The following is a 20,053-nucleotide window of genomic DNA, read 5'->3' as shown; positions in this document are numbered from 1 at the left end:
GGAGAAAGGAGAATAATCCATTACCCTCAAAAGAGGATAATTGGATTATACGTATTAGCATGACAAAAAAAGAACGACTTATCTTTCTCATCCAGACATTACTAAAAGAAAGTCCGGAATACCACAATACGCCCATTCCGAAAGGTCTGGCGGAGCAGCGTATGCTTTTGCGTGCTCTGATGAATGTCCGGGCACCAAAGCCAATCGATGAGAATTTTATACAAGTGCAAAATGAATATCTACAGGAAGTAATTGAGGAAAAGGGAGTGACTGACCTTGACGATTTAACACCGGTCAAAGACAATTTGTATGTGTGGCAGGGAGATATTACAACACTTCGTTGTGATGCAATTGTAAATGCCGCCAACTCCCAGATGACCGGCTGCTACATTCCGGGTCATACCTGCATTGATAACTGTATTCACACTTACGCCGGTGTGCAGCTGCGCTATGACTGCTTTCAAAAAATGCAAAAACAAGGGTTTGAAGAACCAACCGGCCAGGCAAAGATAACACCTGCTTATAACCTGCCCTGCCGCTATGTTCTCCACACTGTCGGACCGATTGTGGGGGGACACCTGACAAAAAGAGACTGTGATTTGCTGGCAAACTGTTACACTTCCTGCATGCAGCTCGCTACAGAATACCATTTAGAAAGTATTGCTTTTTGCTGCATTTCCACCGGCGTTTTTCATTTTCCAAACGAGAAAGCAGCCGAAATTGCTATTGATACAGTAAGAAACTTTATGAACAACAATGACACAACAATACAGAAGGTGGTATTTAATGTTTTCAAAGAAAATGACAAAGAAATCTATGAACGACTGCTCAGCTCAAATTAACCGGTTAAAAGAAAAACTGGAAAAGGCAGATGCCGTTATCATCGGGGCAGGTGCAGGTCTTTCGACCTCTGCCGGATTCACCTATTCCGGAGAACGATTTAACAGATATTTTTCAGACTTTATTGCTAAATATGGCTTTTCTGATATGTACTCCGGCGGCTTTTATCCGTTTGAGACCTTGAATGAACACTGGGCATACTGGAGCCGCTATATTTATATCAACCGCTATCAAAATGCACCCAGACCGGTTTATGAAAATCTACTGAAGCTAGTAAAAGATAAGGATTATTTTATCCTTACTACTAATGTAGACCACTGCTTTCAAAAGGCTGGATTTGATAAAAAACGCCTTTTTTACACCCAAGGCGATTATGGACTCTTTCAGTGTTCCAAACCATGCTGCAGCAAAACTTTTGATAATGAAGTTCAAATCCACCAAATGATGATAGAACAGAAAACTATGCGGATTCCGGACTATCTAATCCCCCGCTGCCCACACTGCGGTGCTCCTCTGTCAATGAATCTAAGAGCAGATTCTACTTTCGTAGAAGATAAGGGATGGCACGCAGCCGCCAGCCGCTATGATGATTTTTTACGCCGGCATAAAAATCTAAAAGTGCTTTTTTTGGAACTTGGCACCGGATATAACACACCCGGCATCATTAAATATCCATTCTGGCAGATGACCGCTGCCTGGCCGGATGCATTTTATGCCTGTATCAATCTTGAACAGGCAGAAATTCCATTGGAAATCCAGAACAAGTCCATAGGCATTTCAAAAGATGCCGGTGAAGTGATAGAAAATTTGCTTATAGGTGCTAATATACTCTAAAAAACACCCGAAACAAAAATTTCAATTCCAATTGCAATGAGAATCGCACCACCAAGAATCGTTGCTTTATTGGAAAATTTCGTTCCGCATTTTTTACCGAGAATCAAACCGGTAAAGCTGATTACAAAGGTCACGGCCGCAATAATCAGAGAGCACGTAAGCGCCATGATAAAATCGTACTCCGCAATCGTAAACCCAACAGATAATGCGTCAATCGAGGTTGCAATTCCCTGTATTAAAAGAGCGAGTGCACCAACTTTCGCTTTTTCCACTTCTTCGGCTCCATCCTGAATGCCTTCCTTCACCATTTTCCCTCCAATAAAAAGAAGCAGTATCAGTGCAATCCATGGAATGAATTTCTCAAACATTTTAAAATATTCAATAATCGTATGAACACATACCCATCCGATCATCGGCATTAATGCCTGAAAAAAACCAAAGGTTCCTGCAATGACACACATTTTTTTCTTGTGCATCGCCGGCTCGTTCAGACCATTTGCCAAAGAAACTGAAAATGCATCCATCGCCAGTCCTACACCAAGTAATACACTGTTAAATACAAAAAACAAACTCCATTCCATTTCACAATCCTCCATCTTTTTTCTATTTCGTTGTGGCTTGCACCAAAAAACCGGGCACAGCGAAAATCGCTATACCCGGTTAAAATTCTAAAATGGATAGACTTCACGTATAGGAATCCGCTATACATGAGTCTCGCAATTTAAAACAAGCCAGACCATTCGGTCAGTATGTTGACTTGCTACGTGTCGGACACGCTCGCTACTCCCTCATGGGAATTAATTGATAACAGAATATCATTAAAGTGGGAGGTTGTCAACTTTTGATTTTTTTGGGCTCCGTAATTTAGCAGAAACGCTTTGCGTCTCGTGGGCGCTCTCGCTAATTGAGTGCGTAACGGTATGGGCGCTGAAACTACCAGCGCCGCATACCGACGTACTCAAAACCCACGAGTCACAAAGCGTTTCTGCTAAATTACTGGAGCCCCAAAAAATCAAAACACATACTTTTTCTGCAACGCCACCGGTGTTCCAATCTTTAATTCTTTTGCCGTCATATTCCGGTTGATTCGAATATCTTTCTTCTTAAGAATAAACGGAAGTTTCTTTTCCTTATCAGCATATAGGAAAGAATTACGCTGACTACCTGTGCGGCAACCGTCCTTTGTAAAAATTTGCAACATTCTATCCTTTTCACTCGTTATATATATGAAAACATGATAAAATGATATTATCGATTGGAGGAATGTATCATGAAAAAAACAATTTGTTAGAGACTATAACAAGATATGTTATTCAGTCTCTAACAAATTTTTTTGGTTTTATCACGGGAAAATCCCCTTAATTTCTTCCGCGTAAATTAATTTCTTCAGAGCTACCACATAAGCCGCCATTCGATAGGTGCAGTCATACTTCTCTTTTGCTTCCGTAATCTCTGCAAACGATTTAGACATCAGATTTTCCAACATTTCATTGACGCGGTCACGCTCCCAGGTAAGTTCCTGAATATTCTGAACCCACTCAAAGTAGGAAACGATAACACCACCGCCATTAGCAAAAATATCCGGAATTACCGGTATACCGCGCTTTTCCAAAATTGCATCTGCCTCTTTGGACGTTGGACCATTGGCTGCCTCCACAATATAAGAGCACTGCAATTTATCTGCATTTTCTTCGGTAATCTGATTTTCCAAAGCTGCCGGAACTAACACATCACACGGTGTTGTTAATACTTCCGAATTGGAAATATGAGTAATTCCTTCTGCGTCGTAATCTTTCAAAAGAGCCCCAGACGTTTCCAGATACTCAGCAATCGTATCAACATCCAAACCATCCTCTTTGTATAAACCGCCGGACACATCACTGATTGCCACAACTTTGCTTCCCCTGTGCCGGAAAATTTTTGCCGCATTACTTCCGACATTTCCCATTCCCTGAATGACCACTTTTATTTCGTCCAAATTTTTTCCCTCTTTGGCAAGAAGCAATTTGGTACTTATCACAACGCCACGTCCGGTTGCCGAATTTCTTCCACGTGAACCACCAAGTTCAATCGGCTTTCCGGTGACAACGCCCGGACACGGCTTTCCCTGCAGCTGACTGTAAGTATCCAAAACCCAAGCCATTGTCTGAGCATTTGTATTTACATCCGGTGCCGGAATATCCGAATCCGCACCGATAATTGGTGCAATCGCAAAAGTGTAACGTCTTGTAAGTGCCCGCAGTTCCCGCTTGGATAATTTATGCGGGTCAACTTTAATACCGCCCTTTGCGCCACCGTATGGAATATTCGCAATTGCACATTTTAATGACATCCACGTAGCCAGTGCGCGAACTTCATTTAATGTAATATCCTGATGATATCGAATACCACCTTTGAATGGTCCGCGGATATTCGAGTGCTGAACACGATATCCTTCAAACACATGAACCGAACCATCATCCATTTCAACCGGAAGGTAAACTTTTGTCTCACGCTGAGGACATTTGATAATTTCCATATAAGGACTATCAATCCCTGCCATTTTCGCTGCATCACTCATTACATTTCTTACATTTTCATATGGGTCATAACTATGTGCCATAATAGCCTCTCTTTCTGCTTTCGCAACTTCCCATTTCCTGCTCCCTGCCGGATGCGCATCGGCTTTACGTCTAATACCTTATTCCCCATTTTTTTGAAAGTCAAGGTTTTCAGAATTTTCAAATTTATTTAATAAAATTAACCATTCGCACTTAATCATACAAACCATTTTGTATTTTCACAAAATAAAATTAAGTGTGTTCTTGACTCGCTCTTGTAAAAGGAGTATGCTGAGTTCATAACAATTCAGATTGGAGTAGCACAATGAAAAAGAACGAACTTGACCATGTGGACTGTGAAATTTTGAATTTACTCAGTAAAAACGGACGAATGAGTGTAAAGGATTTGGCAAATGAAGTTTTCCTCTCTTCTCCTGCTGCCTCGGCGAGAGTGGAGCGGCTTGAAAAAGAGGGTTACATTACCGGTTATCACGCCACATTAAATCCCGAACTTCTCGGCTTTCACATCCGGGCTTTTATAAACCTTGAGGTTGAGCCAAATCAGAAAGCGGAATTTTATCCTTATATCCGTTCCTGTCTTAATGTGATCGAATGCAATTGCGTGACCGGCGATTATTCCATGCTTTTAGAAGTTCTTTTCCACAGCACAACCGATTTGGATACCTTCATTGGCGAATTGCAAAAATATGGGCGAACCAAAACATTGATTGTATTTTCCACTTCTGTAAATCATAGAGAAGTAACCATACAGAACATAACAAAGGAGAAGTCAGATGAGTAACTTTATGACAAAAAATTTTTATAAACAACGTCGTGATTTTGAAAAATCCGCACGGACACGCGACGAAAAATTTTCTTTTCCATCCGGTGTTATAGAAAAAACAAACATTCCCTATTGCGAAGATGGGGCAAAAGAACGTCTCATGGATGTATATCGTCCGGCAGAAAAAGAAGGCGAAACGCTGCCTGTCATCATCAATATCCACGGTGGTGGTCTGCTAATTGGGAACAAAGAATTTAATCGCTATTTCTGTGCAAGATTATGTCTTTTAGGCTATGTCGTATTTAGCATCGAATACCGCCTTATCCCGGACTGCAACGTATATGACCAGTTTACCGATGTCTCGGATGCCATGACATTTATCCACGAAAATTTATCCTCCTATCAGGGAAATCCGGATAAAATCTATGGGGTTGCCGACAGCGGCGGTGCTTATCTTTTAACAAATGTAGCTGCAATGACAAAGAACAAGAAATTTGCCAAAGCTGCCCACACAAAGGCACCTGATTTTTCCCTGAATGCCCTTGGACTTATCAGTGGTATGTTTTACACAACCCGCTTTGACAAAATCGGTCTTTTCCTTCCTTCTTATTTGTATGGAAAGGGCTACAAAAAGAAAGCAATTGCACCGTATGTAAACATTGAAAATCCGGAAATTGTTTCGGCACTTCCACCATGCTTTTTAGTTACCAGCCACAGCGATAACTTAGAGCATTATACCGTAAAATTTGAAAAGGCATTGAAAGCAAACCGGGTATCACACAAGCTGCTCCGGTTTGGGAAAAATAAAAAACTCACGCACGCCTTTAGTGTATTCGAGCCATTCTATGAAGAAAGCACAAAAACACTAAAATCCATGCATGAGTATTTCCAGTCTTTTTAGAAGGTCCGGACTTTTATAATCCTAAATCCTCATAATCCTCCGGTAAAAACCGATGGTAAATAATATGACAGCCTTCGTCTTTGAAACAATAGAGATATTTATCTTTGGAATCCACAAAATGAATCATGTAGTCGAATTCTCCATGATTCATTTTTTCTATTTCATAAGCATCTTTCTGTTTCGCAAACAATGCCTCTACTTCTTCCATGACCGTGCCATGCTTTGCCAAAAGTGCTACCAGGTCAAATATAAATTGGTTCTGTCCACCGTTTTCGTGAACATACTCGGTTGCACGCTCGGATAAAAAGAAGCAAAAGCGCCCTCCTTTGTGTGTTATTTCAACTTCACCGAATTTATCATAAGCAAAGGATTTAAACTTTGAAAGTTTTTCCTGCATCTCATCAGCGGAAACGTCTCCTCCAAAAAAATGATTTAACGAACTCAAAGGATAATACAAACGGATTGGCTCTTTCATGTAACCAAGTTTCGCCTGCTCCTCTGCCACAATGTCACATAAATTATCCATTAATTTCTGATATGCCTCATTCTGCATGCTAATAATCTCCTTTGATGTACTATTTTTACTCTACATCGGGCATTATATAACGAGGGGAAATAAAAAGCAAGTAGAGGGTTGCCAGTTAGGGTTTTATTCTTTATGATTATAAGTATCAATATGAATGGAGGGATTAGATGAATTACTATAAACGTGCGTTGGAATTAAAAGAGGAAACGATTGCGAACCGCCGCTATCTGCATGAACATGCAGAGACAGGGCTGCATCTTGAAAATACGGTGGAGTTTGTGATGAAGCGGCTTACGGAATATGGTCTTAATCCGGAAAGATGCGGGGAAGGCGTGACGGCTTTGATTGGACAAGGTGAGCCGGTTCTTTTGCTTCGTGCCGATATGGATGCGCTTCCTCTGACAGAAGAAAGCGGAGAAAGTTTTTCATGTAAAACGGGAAAAATGCACGCCTGCGGACATGATTTTCACGCTGCCATGCTCCTTAGTGCAGCTAAGATGCTAAAAGAAAATGAATCTCATTTATGCGGGCGCGTGAAGTTTATGTTCCAGCCGGCAGAGGAAACTTTTGAAGGGGCTGACAACATGATCGAACACGGCATTTTAGAAAATCCAAAGCCGGATGCCGCGCTTGCTTTCCATGTAACGACCGGCAGAAGTCCGGTTGGCACTTTTATGTACAATAGCAAAAATACCATGATGAACTCGGTGGATGGCTTTCAAATTACCATCCACGGAAAAGGTTCCCACGGTGCCTGCCCGCATCAGGGCATTGACCCGATTAACATTGGTGTCCACATTTATCTTGCCCTGCAGGAACTAATTGCCAGAGAAAGTAATCCTGCCGATTCCTGTGTTCTCACAATCGGCCGGTTTTGTGCCGGTGAAGTTGCCAATATTATTCCGGAAACAGCCATTTTACAGGGAACACTGCGCACCAATAACGAAGCCGCAAGGGAAATCCTTGTAAAACGAATCCGCGAAGTCAGCGAACGAACCGCTGCGGTATATAACGGAAGTATTGAATATACTGTGCTTTCCGCCGTCCCACCGCTTATATGCAATCCGGATTTGACAGAAGAATTTGTTTCTGCCATGAAAACACTTGCCAATCCAACACTAAATGGTTATCCGGATATTAACGCACCCGCTTCGGAAGATTTTGCCTCGATTGCAAACAAAATTCCAAGTACGTATATGTATTTGTCTGCCGGCTTTGAAGATGAGCGCGGCGATTACCCGGTGCACCATCCAAAGGCTCTGTTTAATGAGGACGTGTGCCCGATTGGGGCTGCCTGCTACGCACAGTGTGCGGAAACATTTCTAAAAAACCGAGGGAAGATTTAATCCCTCGGTTTTCTTATCAGAACGGAAATTCAAAACAATGCCAGAAGCGAAGAACTAATTTTTTAATACAGGAAGATTCCTGCCACATCGTATTCTGAATTTCATTTCCATATTCTCTTAATTGTGATAACTCTTTCTCCGTTATTTCACCGTTCTCATCAAACCAGAAACGTTCCATGCCCTCTCGTATCTCCCGTGGCAAATCTTCTTCGGAAAGTTTTAAATAGGCAAATAATGTGGTCAAATATGAAATAATAAATCGGTAATTCGCTGCCGTATCTGCCTGCATAAGTGTTTTTCTACGCTTGTAGACCATAGCCTTTCTGCGAATTGCAAGCACTCCTGCGAAAAGAAAACTTACAGCAAAAATGCAAATTACGATCCATAAAACGATTTGCTGCCACGATAAGTATTTGTTAGGTGCCTCATTTTGTTTTGGTTTTTCTTTCTTTTTCGTAACCTTCTGCGAAATTGAGGTCTGCTGTTTTTCTATTTTCTTCTGCTGTTTTGCTTTCACCGTAATCTTATCATAATGTCCCGGTGTCACATCCACGGGAAGCCACCCCACACCATCACAGTAAATTTCCACCCATGCATGCGCATTTTGCCCGGTCACGTCCGCACGGTAATTTCCATTAGCATCTTTTTCATCGGAAGTAACTGCCTCATATCCCTCCACATATCTCGCCGGGATATTCGCCGCACGAAATGCAAGCGTACCAAGAGAAGCATACTGCAGGGCATCCCAATCACCTTTCTCTTTTCCCGCATTTTTTAAAGAGCTTCTAATTTTTTCAATATACGAAACCAAATTATCTTTCTTTTGAGGAACATACGGTGCAACCTCTTCTTTGGCCTTTTTTGAAAGGGCAAGATAATGTTTTTTTACAAACTTTCGATAATCCATTTCCATATCCGCATAGGCGCGCACCTTTTCGTCTGTAATCGTCTGTTTCTGCCAGTCAACTCCCGCCGTTTTCAAAAGAGAATCTTCATCTATCATGCAAATTTTGTATGTATTTTTTTCATCTTCACGATTGCCCCAGAATTTTTTTTGCAAATTCAAATCCCGGTAAAGGGTATCCAACGACTGAATACTCGAAAAATCCACACCGTAAGGCAAATACTGATACCTCTCATAAGCCCCTATATTTTCAACTACAATCGTTCCTTCTTTCTCCTCTTTTTCCAATCCGTTTTGCTGGCGGCCTGCCGCCTCACAGTAACTGTACAACTGAGCAAGTGGATGAAATCCATCCGACCGGTACCGATTAAATATTCCCTCGTATTTTTCCCCGTATTCTTTTCCTTCTAATGGTTCCCACCGGTTTTCATGATATTCACTTCCTACATATCCCTTCAAATAATACTTGCCCTTTTCGCTTACAAAGACAGTCAGGCGTTTTTCCTCGCTCAAGGCAATTCCCTCTTTAATTTTTCCCTCCGGCAAATCTTTTTCCCCATATCGTATCGCATTCGCTTCCTCTGTTATATTTTCCTTCAAATCTGCTATGATTTCATTTTTGTGATAAAGCTGCCGGTTCCATGTAAAACAGATAAAAACAGCCACTATAACAACCATTCCGCAATATGCTGCCAAATAATTTTTTTCTTCATCTACTTTCGTATGCGAGTGGGCATATATCCCTGCTAATGACAAAAAAGCCATTGCACCAACACACCATGCAGACGGCATTTCAAAAAATACAGCCAAAGATACAAGCGCTGCCCAGAAAACAAGGACAGGAACCCAGTGTTTTCCTTTGATTGCAATTGTCAAATATCCGGATAAAAACCACGCCGTAAGACAAAAGAATACCACCGTAGCAAGTTCTCTGTTCATATAATTCGGTACAACAAAATAGAAAACTGATTCCCCGGTCACAGCATTAAATCCGGCAGTCACTTGATTTACAAAATCCAGTGCACCGGAAATCCATATCGTGCGGAATACAAAAAGCAAAAGGATTCCCAACACAAAATAAACCAACACAATTTTTGTGCTTTTTGTGGAAAATATAACCAGACAACAAAGAACGGACACAACCATCGAAATAAACCACCATTTTGTATCCACAAACATTTGCTGCACACAAAAAAGAATGCCCGCCACGGTAAATATCGATAAAATCAGGGCAAAAAAACTTTTTTTCTGTTTTTTCTCTTCTACCAGTCGAAATCCTTGATTCTCCACGTTCTTTCCTCTTCCCAATTAAGATGCCGAAACCATAACCTGTCTGACATTGGCATTTTCCATGCACCAGTCCGTTATTTCGTCATCCGTAATCAAAATTATATGTGAATATTTATGCAATACATTGTGATGCATCAGATAATCATCCACAAACGACTGCATAAAACTTATATTTCCATCTAAAATTGTTCTCTCATATCGTTCTCTTGTGCAGCCCTCTTCTACACTAAATGTCATATGAGACAACCCTTTTTTTTCAAAAACTACACTATCAAAAAATTGATCATTTTCCAATAAATTCTTTGACACCTGACTAATCATTTTCACTAACGAATCCCGATACCAAGGCTTATCTATATTTCTATCCGATAGTGCAAACAAAACTATTGTTTCCTGATTTGCCGGCGTATCCAATTCGCGGACAATCTTATGCCCCATTTTTTTCGATAATTTCCAATGAATCGTCTTAATGCTGTCACCCTTTTGATAGTCTCTTAAATCGAGTATTTCTGTGATATCATTACCTTTCCTGCGCAGATAACGATTTTCCATATTCTGCGCTGCCGGTGTCATTTCTTCTAAATGATATTCACCTTCATCCGCCCCATCCGGATACACATAATAAACCAACACTTCGTGATTTTTTACGAGGCACCCAAAGATACCAAAAAAATCTCGAACAATAAATTCGTCTGTTTCCACTTCAATTCTTCCACAATAGAAGCTTTCAACAGCAAATTCCACCTTTTTTTCCTGCTTCGGTGCTACTGATAACTCCTGATTAAAACAAAAGGAAGAATCTGTCAGGCAGTTTGCAATCGTTCCTTTCATTGACACCCGGAAGCAGGGAATAATTCCTGTATTTTTTACACAAATCAATATCGTGCTTACCTGATTCAAATCTTGCTTCACCTGCAAATGCATTGTCAAATGTCTCGCTGCATACCAATTAAGCAAAAAAGACAAAATGGCAAACAACAAAAGTCCAAAGAACAGATAAAATGTCACGGCCACATTAGTCCATAAATAGAGAAAGCCCATTAAGACAAGAATTGCCATGTACCCGATTTTTGCTCTCATAATCTCTTCCTTTCCTTGTTGTCTGCCATTTATGTTTTTTGCTATTTTCTCAGCAGTTTCGGCTTTTCAGTCTGCTGTGCAATTTCTTCCAAAATCTCATATGCTGTTACATTTTCCCTGCGTGCCTTTGTATTTAAAATTAAACGGTGTGCACATACATCCGGAAAAATCGCAAGGACATCATCCGGTACAACATACGTTCTTCCCTCACACAATGCGAATGATTTTGCCATCTCTGCAAGTGCCCCAACGCCACGCGGGCTAATGCCAAGTTCCACATGCTCATGTTCTCTCGTTTTCTCACATAAGCAGATGATATACCGAAGGATTTCATCCTTTACCTGCATATTTTTCACATAAGATTTGGCCTGCTTTATATCTTCGATCGTCATAACCGACTGCACCTTTTCAATCAAATCTCTGTCAGACACATTTTTTAAAATAGCTAACTGACTCTCAGCGTCCGGATATCCCATAGACAAACAAATCATAAATCGGTCTAACTGCGAATCAGGCAGTGCCTGCGTTCCGCCGCTGGTAACCGGATTCTGAGTTGCCATAACAACAAATGGCTCAAGGAGCTGGTGGGTCACACCATCCACTGTGACACAACCCTCTGCCATCGCCTCTAACAATGCAGACTGTGTTTTTGATGAAGTACGGTTAATCTCATCTCCCAATAGAAGATTGCAATTCACCGCTGCTCCCTCAACATATTCAAAAGCATTTGTCTGCTCATTATAAATTGACATTCCTACAATATCACTCGGCATCGTATCCGGTGTAAACTGGATTCGTTTGTTTGCAAATCCAAGTGCTTTGGAAAATGCTTTCGCAAGCGTTGTTTTTCCAAGCCCCGGAACATCTTCCAACAACACATGACCGGAAGCTAAAATCGCCATTATCACCTTTCGAATGACCTCATCTTTTCCCTTGATAACAGTCGAAACTTCCTTTTGAAGAATATCAATTTTTTCTTGAATTTCCTTTGCGTCCATATTTACCCCTTATTCTAATTCAACGTCTCCATCTTCATTGCCATCTTCTCCATCGTCTCCATCTTCATTGCCGTCTTCGCCATCGTCGGAATCATCGGGAACAATATAAATTATACTCTCATCCACTCCGGTAATTCCGGTCTTCTGGCTCTCTGTACAACTAACCTGTTTCAAGTTTGTATTCGCTGATAAATCCAACGCAGAAATTCCTGTGCCGGCAATATTTAATGTTTCCAGCCCTAACTGTTTCTCAAGATTCACAATCTGCGTAACCGCACTGTTTGAAGCGGAAAGATTTGCAACGATGTCATTTTCCGGCAAAGTAAGTACATTTACATTAACCATTGACATATCAATGTCTTTCAATTTAGCATTTGACTTCAAATCAATATCAATATTTGGTAAATCTTCATTATCTGTTGTAGCATCAGGATTACCAAAACCTGTATTCATTGCATTTAACACCTGCAAATCCGGACAGATTGAAAAATCAAGCTCCGGCACATAAGAATCCGATACATCCAATGACTCTAACTTTGTTAATACTGCAAAATTAATTGTTTCAATTCCTAAACTTTCACTGCAATCAAGTGTTTTGATTTCATTTGTCTCAGGAATATGCAAATCCGTAATTTCGTTGCAGTTAATATTCAATGATGAAAGTTTTACCGCTCCATCCAATGTGATTTCGGATAAATTACATCCGGAAGCATCAATTGTCTCGAGGTTTGACAAATTTGAAACATCCAATGTTTCAATCGGACAATATGAGCAATTCAAGGTCTTCAGACCGGTACATGCCGAGATGTCAAATCCCATCGTATCATCTGCCGAAGTACCACCATCTTCCGGCTGCTCAGAACAGTTTAAGGATTCCAGTTTTGTAAAACCTGCTAAGTTCAAATTAATAAAATCATAATTCGTACCGTTTAATGAGCAATCCAAATTAATAAGTCCGATACTTCCTGTCAAAATTAAGTTGTCATCTTTTAACATATTGCGGCTGCAATTCAAACTCTTTAATGAAGGCAAATCAGAAACATTCAAGCTGCTCATAAGATTGTTACTGCAGTCCACATCCTGCAGTTTATCACAGCCGGACACATCAAGTTCTGTTATTTTGTTATTCGAACAATAAAGGCGTTCCAGATTCTTGCTGTCATTTAAGCGTATCGTATTCGAAATCTGATTATTATGGCAGTCAAGCTCCTGTAAATTTTTATTTGTGTCCAAAACTAACTTATCAATCTTATTTCCGTAACATTTTAATTCCTTCAAATTTGCCAGATCTCCGACATAAAAGGTCCCGGAAATATTATTGTTATTGATATCCAGAATTTCGAGTGCCGTAAACTCATTAAAGTCCGCCATTTCCGCACCGATAATTTCCTTTTCGCCCCAGTAGATTTCCGTCAGACGTCCTTCTTTATTCCAATGATAAACGGATTCATCATCTAAATTAGCCGAAATATCGGCGCCCTTTTGATTCAGAGTCTGAATCAGTGCCTGTAATTTTTTCACATCTTGTTCATTTTTCTTTGGCGCATCCGAGTCAGCCGCCGGTGTAGCTGTCGGATTCGCAGGATTATCCTTTGATGGATTATCTTTCGACGGATTGTTTGTTGGCTGCGTAGCTGCATTATTTTGTCCGTTCGAAGGATTTTTCGTGGCATTTTTTGTATCTGTCGGCTTATTTGTTGTTTTAGTGCCTGCTGATGTACCATTCTTAACTGTCTTTGCTTTTACAACAACCTTGCATACATACTTCTTTTTACCAACCTTTGCCTGTACTTTTGCTGATCCTGCTTTTTTTGCAGCGACAACAACACTTGCTTTCTTTTTCTTTTGCAATTTAATTTTAGCCTTGCCCGATTTAATCGACCATTTCGCTTTTTTCTTTGCATTTTTAATCTTTAGTGTCTTCTTTTTTCCTACGGTAAGTGACAATGTTTTTACATTAAACTTCACTTTTTTTGCTGCTGCAGCCGGCTCCGCCGGTGAAAGCAGACTAACCGCCATTGCTGCCGTCAATGCAGTAACAAATAACTGATTTCTTTTTCTCTTCATTTTTACAAATCCATCCTCTCTTTCTTTCTATCAAAAATACGTGTGCTAATTAGACAACACATATATTTTGGTCATTCGAATTCCATAAAAGAATCGCTCTTTTACAAGATACGGTGTGGCTTTTTTGGCATAAACACCGCTTGCATCTGCCTCTTCCATCTCCACTGATTTGAGAACATATTTTTTACTATTATACATCGTATCTTTATCCTGCAAATCATCTTTTCGAAAAGCATTTAAACTTACTCTCTCATCTGAGTAATAATCATAATTTCCCGCATACGAATAACTTCCTGCCAAATCAGTAAGCGACTCATCACGATAATAATAGCAGCGAATCCTCATACTTCTCATATGAAATGTACAAGTTCCGGTAGCAGTAAATGTTTTGTCAATTACTTTATCTTTATATGTAATTGTGAAAGTCTGCTGCTTGTCAAATAATTTTTCATTATATCCGGTAATTTCATATTTGGTAATTTCCTGTTTGGTTCCATCTGCCATCAAAACCTGAACGGTAAGTGCTCCATCCGAAAAATCTTCTTCTGTATAACACTCATCTTTTGTCGGCCATGAATAGGTCAGAGATTTCGTATAATTGTTAATTGTATAAGAAATCCGGCACTCTACTCCACCGCTTGAAATTGTCATGTTATGCTTTCCAACAGAGTTATTGTTCAACCCGCGAACCACATAAGCTCCTTTAGCCAGCCGGCTCGTTTTCCCGGACTCATATTTAGCAGTCACCTTCATACCATCCATGGAAATATCTTTACCATAAAGAAGATTGTCCTTTTCACTCCACTCGCAGGAAAGGGAAATAATGCGGTCTGTCTCCTCAGGCTTCTCCGTGTTTTTCGGATTATCATCCGGCTCTGCGGAAGGTTTCGGCGTTTGTGTCGCCTTGGCATCATCTACCGTTTCTTCCGGCTGCTGTCCTCCATCACCTTCTGTCACCTGTTGATCCGGCAAATCCGGCACACCACTTCCGCCGTCTTTTCCCCCGGGAACAGACTCATCCCCCGTTCCATCCGTTTGCTTTTTATCTGCCTTTGATGTATTTTGTTTTTTTATGGAATTATCTTTTTTCTCCTGACGCTTCCACTGCTTTTTCGGCTCTTTTCTTGTCTTGGATTCTGCATCCTCTTCCTTTGACGCCTGACGATTCGCATCTGCTGCTTTTATTTCTTTCGCCAGACTTTTTTTGTCATACTCATACAGATGAGGTGTCCGCTCCCAATTTGCCAAGCCGGCATAAATAAGCATCCCGGTAATAAAGAGCGCTGCAAACAGTAAAACCGACTCTTTTTTTCTTCTTTTCAATCGATACCCTCTTCTCATACAGTCTAATACAATTATATTACAGTATTTATATAGAAAATTATAGGCAAATATGTGGCAGATTTTCTTTTACTAATCTCTTTTGAATAATTTCCTCCTTTGTAGCAAACACTAACGAAAAACAACCGCAAAGGAGGTATTTTTATGGAAGACGATTCGGTTAAATTATTACGGGAATGCAATGCCGGCATCAAAATGGGCATTTCCTCAATTGATGATGTTATGGACCATGTGCAAAACGATGGCCTGCGCGGTGTCCTCAAAGACAGCCACGACATTCACTGCCGTCTCGGCGACGACACCCACAAAATGCTAATCAATTACCATGACGAGGGCAAAGAACCTGCCCCCATGGCAAAAGCAATGGCAAAAATGAAAAGTAATTTCAAAACCATGGGCGAAAACCCGGACTGCGGCATTGCCAGCTTGATTACCGATGGCTGCAACATGGGAATCAAATCCCTGTACCGCTACTTAAACCAGTATCCGGCTGCTGATGATAAAGTAAAACATCTCACACAAGAAATTATCGACACCGAAGAAAAATTGCAGCAATCCATGCGGCCGTATTTGTAAAAAATGAGACTGTATTGATATTTAACCTGTCTGCTTGGCAGAAGGGGATATCAATACGGTCTCAGTTTTTTTCATCTAATTATAAACACATAAATGCCAGGAATAATTCCACCCAAAATCATCGATACTAAAAAACTATATAAATAGTGTTTTCGTTTATATAAGAAAAATAATATGGGTACAAAAACCATGGAATATAAAATGCAGCCTAGTAATCCAAATATACGCATCGACTCCCCTTCAGCGACATAGTCTAATGAACCTGGTTCTTCCATAAAGTTTCCTAGCGTTAATATACTATACCCCAGCCAAAAGAAACTAACTACTCCCCAGGCTAAGCCTAGTATTATAGCTAAAAGTCTTTTTAAATTTTTTTCTGCCATGTAAGCTCCTTTAAATTTCAATTATGTTAAAATCATTTTTACAATTTCAAATGCTCTAGCAGCTACCAATCTAATCACCTTCATCTACTGCATTTCCTTAAGTTCTTGCAGACGCATAAGCCATTTCTTGACAGCTCCAGATTTTATCATTCCCATAATAGCGCCATCGCAAAATCTCTCGGCTCGCACCATGCCCATAAGTAATGCCATGATACCTTGCGCATCCATATTGGAAACATCGGCATTCTCCATTGAGCGTTGTCCCCATTCGAGACCTCTTCCCTTAAGAAGTTCTCTATATTTTGTCAACTCATATTCCGGATTTTCATCTTCAAACTTATAAACAGCATCTATTAACTCATTAACCACTTCTGTATACTTTGGGTATGGAAAGTGTATAGGATCGTCTTCTGTTCCCTTGTGCTCTTTATCTATTATCCATTCTCCAACACTATCAGTTTCCAATGGTTCTAAAAGCCCAATAAGTTTGTCAAATTTTGTATTTGTCATCCTATTCACCTGCTTCCAATTTGCCTTTAAGTTTTTCTACACTTTTAACATTATCTTCAACTATCCGTTTTAATTCTTTTAACGGTTACGTTGTGTCATACCTATTTTAACTCATCCATCAAGTCGGGGTATTCCTCATTTGTCACGTATATATAACTTAAAAATACACTTTTAACCGCACCCGTTTCCCATCTCTATCAGTGTAATTATTTATAATATCTACCAACTTATCAAACTGACACATATCATCTCTTACATTATTATTTGCTCTAAGTTTATCTATTGCTTCTGAAAGAGTTTTACCTTTAAAATTCTTGCCAATGATGGTATTTACCGCTTTTACCTGACTAGCAAATGGTTCTCTATCCTTGAACCTACACACCTTTTCTCTAATCTCAAAATTGGGGTATTCGGTTTTGCAACAATAATAAGAAAAATCCACATAATAGCATTGAATAATTGTTTTGCTACTGGATTCCATACCTCTTCCTGCCTTCTTCTACCATTATTCCCTATATTCCCTCCACCATAACCTCCTGCTCCACCTTCTCCATGTAAGGGGTTGAATAAAGGTAAACCTTTGTGCCCTATCAATCTCAGAAAATCTCTTGCTGCACCCATGCCACATTGGATCATTTCTCTTTTTCCACTTGCCTTATCGGTCGCATAAAAAATATAATAATCATTTTCAATCATGGCACCTGCATCACTATGTTTGGTTTGATTTTCTAGTAATTGAATATGTGCTACCGGCACCACATCATATTTATTAACAATCCATTGTCTTCTTTCTGTACTTCTACACTCCATAAGAATCTTCTCCTTTACCTAAATCTTGTCGCTTTTTTTCGTCGCTTTTTCAGCGACGAATTATTTTAATCTATACTGCTTCCCTTTTGTTTTTCCATCATCAACAAGTTTGTCCAACGAAACCAATTCGTTTAATAACTCCTTTGTTCTCGTATCTTTAAGTCCAAGAATTTCAGTAATCTCCGATGTTTTATGACATTCTCCATCTGCCATAAAATTTAAAATCAAAGAATATTGTTTCATCTTTTTAGTCACTTTTTTCGTCGTTTTTTCTTCAGTTTCTGTTATGTCAGTACCTTCCTCCAAAAACGCCGGATGAACCGGAATCCTAATCCTCATAGCTCGCCTATCTTCATCCGTAAAGAATTCCGCGCGTGGAGAACCGTTCTTTAACCTGCTTTGCTAATTTACTACCTGTTTTTCTCAAATGATCTTCCAAAAGGACAGGTGAAATGTCATCAAAAGCAGCCTTATGATTCGCTCTGCAATCATAAGGAGTCTGCTCTGACATATTAATCAATTCCCTTTCCTGCTCAAAATTTTCCTTGACAGAACTGGTTAGATAACGAATATAATAATTATACTTCTTATCCTTTTTACCGGTTTTCCTATAAAATCTCTACAATTTCAATTTGGAAATTTAACTCTTTACCAGCCATCTCATGGTTCGCATCAAATGTTATCGTGCTTTCATCTTTGGCTGTAACTTTTACCGGGAACGGCTGTCCGTACATATTTTGGAGATATACCTGCTGTCCGGCCTCCAACGCCTCCGCTCCCGGCATTTTATCAATTTCCACTGTAAATATCGCATCCGGGTCCGCTTCTCCATATGCTTCCGATGGTTCCAAATGAACATCCGCAATCTGTCCAACTTCCATATTTGCCACTGCTTTATCAAATCCTAAAATCATCATTCCCGCACCGCAAACGAACTCCAGCGGCTCACCACGGTCGTAGGAAGAATCAAACTGCGTTCCATCATTAAATGTACCTTTGTAATGTACCCTCATCGTCTTTCCTACATTCTTGCCCTCAAAAGGTGGTTTACTATGACAGCCACCACAACCGCCTCCGCATGCAGAACCACATCCGCCATCTTCGTGTCCGCCGCAGGAACCTTCTTCACCGTGATGATCACAATTGGCACCGGTAGAAATAAGTTCCCCTTTGATATATTTTTCTACTGCCTCATCTGCCTGTCCACTGACACCGGCAAACAGCTCAATTCCCTGTTCTGTGAGCGCAGCTAGCGCACCCTCGCCAATGCCTCCGCAAATCACAGTAGAAACCGCCTGTTCATGCAAAAAATCTGCCAAAGCACTGTGACCTTGTCCATTTGTTTCTACAATTTCAGATGACACAATTTTACCATCCTCTATTTCATACACTTTGAACTGTTTGGTATGACCAAAGTGCTGAAAAACCTCTCCATTTTCATAAGCTGCTGCTACTTTCATTTTTTGTCCTCCAATTTTACATTTTGCCCTTGCCGTTCGGAAAGGGTTTCTCTCATCTTTACATGAATTGAGGGTTTTGTCAATGGGGGTATTGCTCTCTTTTAATTGGTTTTCGCAAGTATCAAATGGTGAAAAAAAGCGATATCCTGATACTCTTTCTTGTCGGATACACGCATCTCTATTTCTATCATTTTTTCCTGCCAGCCAGCATCTTTGTGGATCTCCTGATTCTGCTGCATGTCCCAAAACGTCCTGATACCGCGTGTCTGCGTAATTGTAAGCTCAGGACACCAATTTTCTATATCCGCATCTTCATAATAATGAATCGCTCCATACTTTGATGCCATTCCATCATTTCCCGACAACAAACTATTTGCCTTTTCAAAATCATTTAAAAGCACTATCATCTGCATTACTCTCCCTGCCCGATTGTGCTTTACAATTGAAATTTTCCCATGTGGTTTCAAAACTCTAGCAAACTCTCTGACAATATCTGCTCTATCTTCTGTATACTCTAATACATTGTGACAGATAATAAAATCAAAGGTTTCATCCGCAAATTCACACAGTCTATCCACGCTTCCAATCATTTGCGTGTATTGATTATTTGTCCACCGTGCCGCCACACTTTCCTCATTTGGTTCAATAGCAATAACATCATTGTTTTTCCCTAAGTAATCCGCTGTTACTCCTATGCCACTGCCAAAGTCAAGTATTTTTTTGTTCTGAATATCCCCTAATTGCTTCCATACAATACGTTTTAGCATAGATTCCCAAGGAGGTAAGGCAGTTGGGTTTTTGCTCATTTTATTCACGTATAATCCAATTATCCTCTTTTGAGGGTAATGGATTATTCTCCTTTC

22 protein-coding genes are annotated in these 20,053 nt (G+C 40.1%); 6 read left to right on the top strand and 16 right to left on the bottom strand.

The genetic code is table 11. The annotated features are described in order from the left end of the window. Positions 1–59: 59 nt before the first annotated feature. Together DW005_RS12590 and DW005_RS12585 are read left to right on the top strand one after the other, a co-directional pair. Positions 60–842, top strand: coding sequence for a protein-ADP-ribose hydrolase (locus tag DW005_RS12590; RefSeq protein WP_117479918.1), 783 nt, complete (start codon positions 60–62; stop codon positions 840–842). Beyond that, a complete protein-coding gene (locus DW005_RS12585; protein WP_117479916.1) occupies positions 787–1,674 on the top strand; it encodes a Sir2 family NAD-dependent protein deacetylase in 888 nt (295 codons plus the stop codon). Before DW005_RS12590 ends, DW005_RS12585 begins: the two co-directional genes overlap by 56 nt. On the opposite strand, the gene DW005_RS12580 is transcribed toward DW005_RS12585, so the two are convergent. From DW005_RS12580 to DW005_RS12570, 3 genes are all read right to left on the bottom strand, one after another. Then, the gene (locus DW005_RS12580) at positions 1,671–2,255 is read right to left on the bottom strand and encodes a manganese efflux pump MntP family protein (RefSeq protein ID WP_117479914.1); all 585 of its coding nucleotides are present in this window, start codon (positions 2,253–2,255) and stop codon (positions 1,671–1,673) included. The genes DW005_RS12585 and DW005_RS12580 overlap by 4 nt on opposite strands. A gap of 431 nt (positions 2,256–2,686) precedes the next feature. Beyond that, the gene (locus tag DW005_RS12575; protein ID WP_117479912.1) at positions 2,687–2,875 is read right to left on the bottom strand and encodes a hypothetical protein; all 189 of its coding nucleotides are present in this window, start codon (positions 2,873–2,875) and stop codon (positions 2,687–2,689) included. 141 nt (positions 2,876–3,016) lie between these two features. Next, a complete protein-coding gene (locus DW005_RS12570; RefSeq protein WP_117479910.1) occupies positions 3,017–4,276 on the bottom strand; it encodes a Glu/Leu/Phe/Val dehydrogenase in 1,260 nt (419 codons plus the stop codon). Positions 4,277–4,539: 263 nt separating this feature from the next. Between DW005_RS12570 and DW005_RS12565 the strand changes: the two genes are divergently transcribed. Then, entirely contained in the window at positions 4,540–5,016 is a 477-nt protein-coding gene (locus DW005_RS12565) for an Lrp/AsnC family transcriptional regulator (RefSeq protein ID WP_117479908.1), read from the top strand. Next, positions 5,009–5,899, top strand: coding sequence for an alpha/beta hydrolase (locus DW005_RS12560; RefSeq protein ID WP_117479906.1), 891 nt, complete (start codon positions 5,009–5,011; stop codon positions 5,897–5,899). The genes DW005_RS12565 and DW005_RS12560 overlap by 8 nt, the downstream gene beginning before the upstream one ends. Positions 5,900–5,912: 13 nt before the next feature. Here the strand turns inward: DW005_RS12560 and DW005_RS12555 are convergent, their stop codons facing one another. Beyond that, positions 5,913–6,452, bottom strand: a complete 540-nt coding sequence (locus DW005_RS12555; RefSeq protein WP_117479904.1) for a DUF3877 family protein — start codon at positions 6,450–6,452, stop codon at positions 5,913–5,915. Positions 6,453–6,592: 140 nt separating this feature from the next. Between DW005_RS12555 and DW005_RS12550 the strand changes: the two genes are divergently transcribed. After that, a complete protein-coding gene (locus DW005_RS12550; protein WP_117479902.1) occupies positions 6,593–7,771 on the top strand; it encodes a M20 family metallopeptidase in 1,179 nt (392 codons plus the stop codon). Between the two features lie 16 nt (positions 7,772–7,787). Here the strand turns inward: DW005_RS12550 and DW005_RS14245 are convergent, their stop codons facing one another. The 5 genes from DW005_RS14245 to DW005_RS12525 are packed head-to-tail and all read right to left on the bottom strand — an operon-like array spanning position 7,788 to position 15,433. After that, positions 7,788–9,965, bottom strand: coding sequence for a transglutaminase domain-containing protein (locus tag DW005_RS14245; protein ID WP_242989473.1), 2,178 nt, complete (start codon positions 9,963–9,965; stop codon positions 7,788–7,790). 18 nt (positions 9,966–9,983) lie between these two features. Further along, positions 9,984–11,045 carry a DUF58 domain-containing protein gene (locus DW005_RS12540; RefSeq protein ID WP_117479900.1) on the bottom strand — a complete coding sequence of 354 codons (1,062 nt, stop codon included), beginning with the start codon at positions 11,043–11,045 and terminating at the stop codon, positions 9,984–9,986. Between the two features lie 41 nt (positions 11,046–11,086). Next, positions 11,087–12,043 carry a MoxR family ATPase gene (locus DW005_RS12535; protein WP_117479899.1) on the bottom strand — a complete coding sequence of 319 codons (957 nt, stop codon included), beginning with the start codon at positions 12,041–12,043 and terminating at the stop codon, positions 11,087–11,089. 9 nt (positions 12,044–12,052) lie between these two features. Beyond that, positions 12,053–14,110 carry a leucine-rich repeat domain-containing protein gene (locus DW005_RS12530; protein WP_117479897.1) on the bottom strand — a complete coding sequence of 686 codons (2,058 nt, stop codon included), beginning with the start codon at positions 14,108–14,110 and terminating at the stop codon, positions 12,053–12,055. Between the two features lie 45 nt (positions 14,111–14,155). Further along, positions 14,156–15,433: a bacterial Ig-like domain-containing protein gene (locus DW005_RS12525; RefSeq protein WP_181975051.1), complete on the bottom strand. Its 1,278-nt coding sequence runs from the start codon at positions 15,431–15,433 to the stop codon at positions 14,156–14,158. Positions 15,434–15,595: 162 nt separating this feature from the next. Between DW005_RS12525 and DW005_RS12520 the strand changes: the two genes are divergently transcribed. After that, positions 15,596–16,027: a hypothetical protein gene (locus DW005_RS12520; RefSeq protein ID WP_117479894.1), complete on the top strand. Its 432-nt coding sequence runs from the start codon at positions 15,596–15,598 to the stop codon at positions 16,025–16,027. 71 nt (positions 16,028–16,098) lie between these two features. Here the strand turns inward: DW005_RS12520 and DW005_RS12515 are convergent, their stop codons facing one another. From DW005_RS12515 to DW005_RS12490, 7 genes are all read right to left on the bottom strand, one after another. Then, positions 16,099–16,410 carry a hypothetical protein gene (locus tag DW005_RS12515; protein WP_117479893.1) on the bottom strand — a complete coding sequence of 104 codons (312 nt, stop codon included), beginning with the start codon at positions 16,408–16,410 and terminating at the stop codon, positions 16,099–16,101. A gap of 84 nt (positions 16,411–16,494) precedes the next feature. After that, positions 16,495–16,920: a DUF6508 domain-containing protein gene (locus DW005_RS12510; protein ID WP_117479891.1), complete on the bottom strand. Its 426-nt coding sequence runs from the start codon at positions 16,918–16,920 to the stop codon at positions 16,495–16,497. Positions 16,921–17,259: 339 nt separating this feature from the next. Beyond that, positions 17,260–17,730 (bottom strand): hypothetical protein, encoded by a 471-nt coding sequence (locus tag DW005_RS14005; protein ID WP_207658743.1) that lies wholly within the window; start codon positions 17,728–17,730, stop codon positions 17,260–17,262. 60 nt (positions 17,731–17,790) lie between these two features. Beyond that, complete coding sequence (locus DW005_RS12500; RefSeq protein WP_117479889.1) at positions 17,791–18,069, bottom strand: hypothetical protein; 279 nt, start codon at positions 18,067–18,069, stop codon at positions 17,791–17,793. 13 nt (positions 18,070–18,082) lie between these two features. Further along, positions 18,083–18,250, bottom strand: coding sequence for a hypothetical protein (locus DW005_RS13925; RefSeq protein WP_181975050.1), 168 nt, complete (start codon positions 18,248–18,250; stop codon positions 18,083–18,085). 88 nt (positions 18,251–18,338) lie between these two features. Continuing rightward, on the bottom strand, positions 18,339–19,190 hold the full coding sequence (locus tag DW005_RS12495) for a NifB/NifX family molybdenum-iron cluster-binding protein (RefSeq protein ID WP_117479887.1): 852 nt from the start codon (positions 19,188–19,190) through the stop codon (positions 18,339–18,341). Between the two features lie 101 nt (positions 19,191–19,291). Then, positions 19,292–19,957, bottom strand: coding sequence for a class I SAM-dependent methyltransferase (locus tag DW005_RS12490; RefSeq protein WP_242989472.1), 666 nt, complete (start codon positions 19,955–19,957; stop codon positions 19,292–19,294). Between the last annotated feature and the right edge of the window lie 96 nt (positions 19,958–20,053).

This window comes from Clostridium sp. AF36-4 (genome assembly GCF_003435975.1).
GTDB lineage: Bacteria > Bacillota > Clostridia > Lachnospirales > Lachnospiraceae > Eubacterium_F.
This window is presented reverse-complemented; position numbering and strand designations above follow the sequence as displayed.